Source organism: Methylobacter sp. BBA5.1 (assembly GCF_000746145.1).
GTDB lineage: Bacteria > Pseudomonadota > Gammaproteobacteria > Methylococcales > Methylomonadaceae > Methylobacter > Methylobacter marinus.
This window is the reverse complement of sequence record NZ_JQKS01000030.1, coordinates 52032-58752: the sequence shown is the minus strand read 5'-3', so window position 1 is coordinate 58752 and position 6721 is coordinate 52032. Positions and strand designations below refer to the sequence as shown.

The following is a 6721-nucleotide window of genomic DNA, read 5'->3' as shown; positions in this document are numbered from 1 at the left end:
CTTTGAACCACAAGAGGCGCGGCGAATTTTGGATAAACTGGAAATCCATTACACGCCCAAGCACGGCAGTTGGCTTAATATGGCGGAAATCGAGTTGAGCATCTTATCAAGACAATGTTTGGATCGGCGCATTCCGAATCAAGAGGTCTTGAAAAACGAAGTCGCTGCCTGGCAAGACAAACGAAATTCGATTTCAAAACCCATGGAATGGCAATTTACCAATCAAGATGCTCGGGTAAAATTGAAAAAACTTTATCCGACAATACAACAATGACTAAGTACTAGTACTCAGTCAGCCTTGTTCTGACGAGTAAAATTTGCGGAGTATCCATAGCGTGTGAATAGTGCGAATGAATTCGCACCTACAATTTAACCGTCATAATTAAATTGACTGAGTACTAGGATTACCAAGGCGTTGCTGCCCAAGTTGGACGTCTCGCAGCAGAACTCGCTTTTACTATGCAAGCTTGGCGAATTTCTATACTGCCCACGACTTGCGTAGCTTAAGGCCTGAACAGCCCCATCTTTACTTGTTATGTTAAGCCTGGCAACGCTTCCGGCAGTTTACGGATAATCCGGTCGATGCGATGGCTTTCCACATGAAACAGTTAGAGGACGAAAGCTGCTCCGGCGCGAAGCAGTTTTATGCTGCCGAGCAGGTGCAATGCCGTCAGTAAATCCAGCAGGTCGGACGCCTGTTGCTGCTTTATGTCGATGAGACGGTGGAGCGACGCCATGCCATTCGGCAACGCGCGTACAAAATCATGCCGAAAGACACGCTTCAGGACACGGGTCAGCGCATGAGCGTAAAACCGGCAAGCAAGCTGGCCTCGCATTGGCAGGCGGTTGACCGTTAGTCCAGAGGCAATTCTACCGCCACCCTAATCCCCATGGATGGGGTGAATGCAGAGAAATGACGGGATCATTTCCTGTCCTTAGAGGCGTTCGTGCCCTTCGTGGCTAAATACTTTCACACTCTCGTACCCTATCATGCTTGAGCGTTTGTTTATCCCTCCCGTCCCTGCAATCGATAAAGCGACAGCCCGATATTGGCCTGCTGCACGAAATGCCTGAAGGCTCTGAAATCGTCTTCGCTCAGGGCCTGATGATTGTAGGCGCGGTCGCAGTATATCAGGCCGATCGGCTTGTCGCCGGCGCAGACCGGCATCAAGAAGCACGGGTTCTTGCCGACCAGTTTGGTGTCGCCGGCGGTAAACAAGGCAGCGTCCTGTTCCGGGTTCAGCCAGCAGCCGTCGTGATTGGAAAGGGTCTGGAAAAACAGGTTGGGCGGCGTCTTGGCGAGATTGAACACCAGCTTTTGCGTATAGCTGTCCTTGCGCCATCCCAGCGACACTTTCTCGCGCAGCGCCAGTTTGTCCGTGGTCAGCAGCGCGAAGAGAGTCCGGTCCATGCCGATGCCGCGCTGGATGCCTTCCAGCACGGTTTCCAGCAACAGGTTGATGTCGATCCGGCCGCTGAGTATCGAGGTGATATCCTGCAGAATCTGGAATTGCAATTGTTTCCTGTCGGTCATGGGCGCTGCCTCGGCCGTTTCGGGTTCGGATGGCTGTCCGGCTTCCTTGCGGATCAGGTCTGAGGCTTCATGGGCGCCGAAATGGCGGGCAATGCCGGCCGCGGCTTCGATGTTTTTTTGCAGGGCTTCCCTGACGGCTTGTTTCGGCTGCTTGGTGACGGCGGCGATTTTTTCCAGGCACGCGCCGTATTGCTTCGTGTCGGGGCCTTCCCGTAACGCCTCGACCACTTCATAGCCCAGGTGGACCAGGCCCACGCGCGGATTGACCGCGCCCTGGTTTTTCCTGATCGACTCTTCGATCAGGCCTCCCAGGTTCCAGGCTTTGCTCAGCGAACCGCCCAGATCCGCCAACGTGAAACCCAACACCTGCTTCTCCGCCGCCTGTTGGCTGGAGCCGTCTTTGACCAGTGCCTGGATCAGGTCGCCTTTGGCGCCGCAAAAACACCAAAAGGATATGTTGCCGATATTGTGCAGCAAGGCGGCAACGAACACTTCTTCCGGCGACCGGTCATGCGTGGCGATCGCGAGGGCTTTGGCATGCACGGCCGCGTGGATGGCCTGGGCGATTTCCTCGTTGGCCCGGCGTTGGTTGGTCGGCGACAGAATGGCTTCAAGAAAGGAGCAAGCCAGGGTGAGTTCGCGCAGCACTTCGGTGCCGAGCAGCACGATGGCCCGCGAGACGGTAGCCATTTTCTGCCGGGAGGCATTGTAATAAATGCTGTTGCTCAACTTTAGCAATTGAGTGGTGAGGTTCGGGTCCTGCAATATCACCGACGCCAGTTCCATCACGCCTTTTTTATCGTCGCCGATAATATTGTTGACGCTCCGCACGGTATTCGAAAAGATCGGCATGTCCCGATCACGCAGCATGGCCGTCCACTCTTCAAGCGATCGGGGTTCTGGTTTGATTTCGGTGACTGGCATGTTCATACTTAATTGTGTGACCAAATTCACAGAATTATTAAGGCAAGCCTGCGCTTGGGCAAGCTTTAATTTTAGCGGGACGGTTCGGTCGGCTCCGACTTCGAACGGATACGGTTGAAGCCGATTTTTTTAATCGGAGAAAAAATAAGTCGCGACGGTTGCCGAGCGAGGATTAAGACCATTGGGACGCACCCGGAGAAGTGGCGAAGCGGCCTAGCCAAGCGCAGGGTTGCCGGTTTAATGGATTTTCTGTCCGGCCAGCGCTTCTTTCGCAACCGAATTCAATACGGGTCGTAGGCCTGCTTTAGATCCTCTATGTCGATTTTATCCATCTGCAGCATTGCCTTTATGACTCTTTTCGATTTTACAGTATCGCTGTCATGCAGCATTTCTCTTAGAATCGAGGGGATGATTTGCCACGATACGCCGTATTTGTCTATAAGCCAGCCGCATTTTTGTTTTTCTCCCCCCTCCGAGAGTTTCTCCCATAATTCATCCACTTCTTCCTGGGTCTCGCAATTTACAAAGAACGACAGGGCCGGCGGCAAGGCCAGTTGCGGATCGCTGTTCAAGGCAATAAATTCCTGGCCCTCAAGCTGGAATATCGCGGACAGTACCATGCCGTTCTGTTCACTCCCTTCTTCGACATAACGGGTAATACTGCCGACTTTTGAATGTTTGAAAATAGAGGTATAAAAATTCATTGCCTCTTCGGCTTCGCCATTGAACCACAAGAATGGAGTGATTTTTTGCATCGTGTTTTACTCCTAACATGACAGTGGTGCCGATTCTTTCCCGTCTTGTTTTTAACAAGCCGGCGCTTAAGATCAACAGCGCGCTCCGGCCGGGCTAGCGGTTCAATAAAAAATCATTAACGCCAAAGCGCTTGGCGGGCTCCGCGCGGCATGGCGCTTGCTCGGCGCCTTGAACAAGGTCGGCTGACAACGGGCGCTTTCAAACCTGGGAACTACACATATGTCAGACTATTTACAGCGGCTACATTATTCACTTTCCCGGCATGATTGCTATTCGTATCGTCACTGATATCAGGGCCGTCCAGCGGGAATACAGGGTTGTTCTACACGGGTTTATAAAAGGTAATTGCATGCAAATAACCGAGCTTCAAACACCTCGAACTATCCTCAGGCCTTTTTCGGCAGGCCATGCAATGGAGACCTTTGCCTGGTTCGGCGACCCTGAGGTAATGAAATTCACGCCTTTCGGGCCTGATGAATCAGTTACCGCCACCCTTGACAGAATACGGCGCTATCTTGAGCATCAGGCGCAATACGGCTTTGCGAAATGGATGATTCTTGAGCGCGGCACCGGCAAGCCCATCGGCGATTCAGGCCTCATGTATTGTTCCGAGTGCCGGCGCTTTGAACTGGGATACCGGCTGTTGCCGGATTACTGGAACAAGGGACTGGCCACCGAAGCGGCATCAGCCTGGCTGCAACATGGCGTTCATGAGCTTGGCTTAACAGACTTGATGGCTTTCACGCACCCCGACAATGTCGCATCAGTCCGGGTGTTGGAAAAAATCGGCTTCAGATTCTCCCACCGGGCGGTTCTCATGGGGATGCCGAGCAAAATATTTACGCTTCCGGACAGCTCATATTGAGGCTGTCAAACGGCATTTAAAGGTAGAGTTTGAGTTTATTGCCAACCGCAAAAAACTAGCGTATAAGTTGCGCCGATCGGGAATGACAGCTGGCAAAAAAATTTATAAAACGGTCAGCGCCAAGGTTCGAATCCTGCCTATTCAGCCGCGCCACTGCAAAACCTCCGCCTGGAAAAGATCCGTACCCCGGAAAATGCTGGATTTCAATGGGCTGCAGCTTCATCGGCCTTGGTTGAATTTTCCGATCGGATCATTTCACATACACACAAGGAACGCTTTATGAAAACAACATCTGTATCCTTCATTGTCGCCGGCATGCTCATGTCCGCGGCATCGGTATCGGCCCCGGTCGATACGCGCACGCCGGTCGTCGTGTTCCCGGCCTTCCACCTGACCATGCTCGACGTGAAAGTCCATAAGCAGACGGCAGTCCCCGACTGTCCCGCATCCGGCAGTTTCGAGGACTGGTTCCTCAATCCCAACCCCGGCACCGAATTCAGCCAGGTCTGCCGGGACAGACTGCTGACGCTGGTGGTCGATCCGGACAAGAGTTTGCCGATGGTGTCGCGCTTCTCCAACCAGCCGGGCGTCAAGGTCAAGATAAAACACTATGGCGATACCGAGAGCGCACCTTTCTACGAGCCCCTGTACGCGTTTCTGGAATCGCACGGCTATGCGCGCAACCACAATATCCGCGTGGCCGGCTATGATTCCAGGCTGACGCCGGATATCGGCAGTTTCCTGGAGAAAACCAAGGAACTGATCGAGGAAACCTACCATCAGAACCACAACACGCCTGTGCATCTGGTCGGGCACTCCAACGGCCCCCTGTACATACAGTACCTGCTCACGCACACGACCCAGGAATGGAAGAACCGGTTCATCCACGGCTTCACGCCGCTGGCCGGCAACTGGCCCGGACAGGGGCTCCTGTATTCCGTGTATTTTACCGGCCTGAACATCATTGACTTCACCTTCCCCACGGACCCCGCGAATGCGGCCAGCAGCGCCGCCATGTACCAGACCCATCCGTCCAGTTACATGAGTTCCGCCGATCCGGCGGTGTTCGGTGATCAGGAAACCGTGTTGCAGATCGGGGATATATCGTACACGCCGGAGGATCACCAGCAACTGTTCGAGGATGCCAATCTGCCCTTATCGCAAGAACTGGCCGCCGCCTACATCGGCTTGGTCAAGTTCAATGAGCCGCAGAACTTCCCGAACGTCGATGTCTATGCCGAAAAAGGTTCCGGACTCGATACGCTGGTGGGACTGGGGCTCCCGGACCTGTCGGTCGGGCAGGTGGTTGATTTCGATACCGCGCCCCTGTTCATTCGTGACGGGGACGGCAATCAGGAAGACCTTACCAATGATGCGATCCAAGTCTGGCAGAACATGCCCTGCTACCATTTTGAGCTGAGTGACAATGCGGGCGTGGATCATTTTGCGCTGGCCAGTGACGCGGCTGTTCTGAACCGCTTGCTGACTCATCTCCAGCAGCCGAAGTCGGTTTGTCCGGCATCTTAAACCGCCTCCGGTCTTATCAGGCTCGCGGCCTGGTCGAGAGCGGCCAGGCCGCTTAACATCATGTGTAGACGCGCGCTCAATAACCATTCTGTCAGGCGAAATCCGGATCCAGCACGATACGGTAACGCGCCTTGCCTGCCGCCAGATGCTCAAGCGCCTCGTTGACCTGGCTCATCGGAAAATGCTCGACCTGCGGAGCGATGCCATGGCGCGCGGCAAACTCCAGCATCGTCGCTATTTTCATGGGGTCGCCGTTCGGCGAGCCTGAGACGCTTTTTTGCCCGAAAATCAGATCGATGGCCGGAATCGGCATCGGTTCGAGCACGGCGCCCACGATATGCAGACGACCGTTAGGCTTCAGCGTTTTCAACAGCGCCGCCCAGTCCAGCGGCGCATTGACGGTCACGATCAGCATATCCAGCGACCCCGCGATGTTCCGCATGGCCTCGCTGTCGCGGCTCGAGACCACGTGATGAGCGCCGAAACCGCGCGCCTCCTCGGCCTTGGATGCGTGCGACGTGAATGCCGTCACTTCGCAGCCCCAGGCATTGGCAAATCCGAGGCCCATATGGCCCAGACCGCCGATGCCGATAACGCCGACGCGGTCGGTGGGCTTGACGCCGAAGGTCAACAGCGGCGAGAACACCGTGATGCCGCCGCACAGCAGCGGTCCGGCGGATGACAAATCGAGCGTATCCGGCAGCGGAATGGTCCAGGCCCAGTGCGCCCGGACCCGGTCGGCAAAACCGCCCTGGTGCCCGACGATGGTCGGCATGGCCTCGGCACACAGATTGTGGTTGCCGGTCATGCATTCATGGCAATGCATGCAGCTGCCGGCGTTCCAGCCGACCCCGACCCGCTGTCCGATATGCAGGCCCTTGGCGTGATCGCCCAGGGCCACGACTTTCCCGGCCACCTCATGCCCCGGAATGACCGGATACTGGGACATGCCCCATTCGTCATTGATGATCGACAGGTCGGAATGGCAGAGGCCGCAATATTCGACGGCGATTTCCACCTCTTCCGGACCGAGCGGCCCCGGTTCATAGCTGAATGGTTCGAGTTTCTGCCTGGGACCGTGCGTGGCCCAGCCGTGGATTTCAGTCATGAGATAT

Annotated in this window: 6 protein-coding genes and 1 pseudogene; 4 read left to right on the top strand and 3 right to left on the bottom strand. The window is 55.2% G+C overall.

Annotation, left to right across the window (positions count from 1 at the left end; genetic code table 11):
- The coding region (locus tag EK22_RS17420) for a transposase (RefSeq protein WP_036251264.1) at window positions 1-274 on the top strand (274 nt) is incomplete at its 5' end.
- Window positions 275-400: 126 nt separating this feature from the next.
- Window positions 401-851: pseudogene (locus tag EK22_RS23795) on the top strand (Tn3 family transposase); the annotation flags it as partial.
- 155 nt (window positions 852-1006) lie between these two features.
- On the opposite strand, the gene EK22_RS17410 reads toward EK22_RS23795, so the two are convergent.
- Both EK22_RS17410 and EK22_RS17405 read right to left on the bottom strand, forming a co-directional pair.
- Window positions 1007-2458, bottom strand: a complete 1452-nt coding sequence (locus tag EK22_RS17410) for an HDOD domain-containing protein (RefSeq protein WP_235209440.1) — start codon at window positions 2456-2458, stop codon at window positions 1007-1009.
- Window positions 2459-2739: 281 nt separating this feature from the next.
- Entirely contained in the window at window positions 2740-3213 is a 474-nt protein-coding gene (locus EK22_RS17405) for a VOC family protein (protein ID WP_020158888.1), read from the bottom strand.
- Between the two features lie 263 nt (window positions 3214-3476).
- Between EK22_RS17405 and EK22_RS17400 the strand changes: the two genes are divergently transcribed.
- Together EK22_RS17400 and EK22_RS17390 are read left to right on the top strand one after the other, a co-directional pair.
- Window positions 3477-4079: a GNAT family N-acetyltransferase gene (locus tag EK22_RS17400; RefSeq protein ID WP_081917948.1), complete on the top strand. Its 603-nt coding sequence runs from the start codon at window positions 3477-3479 to the stop codon at window positions 4077-4079.
- A gap of 279 nt (window positions 4080-4358) precedes the next feature.
- On the top strand, window positions 4359-5606 hold the full coding sequence (locus EK22_RS17390) for a lipase/acyltransferase domain-containing protein (protein WP_036253023.1): 1248 nt from the start codon (window positions 4359-4361) through the stop codon (window positions 5604-5606).
- A gap of 91 nt (window positions 5607-5697) precedes the next feature.
- Here EK22_RS17390 and EK22_RS17385 read toward each other — a convergent pair whose 3' ends face one another.
- Window positions 5698-6714, bottom strand: coding sequence for an NADPH-dependent aldehyde reductase Ahr (locus EK22_RS17385; protein ID WP_020158892.1), 1017 nt, complete (start codon window positions 6712-6714; stop codon window positions 5698-5700).
- Window positions 6715-6721: the final 7 nt, after the last annotated feature.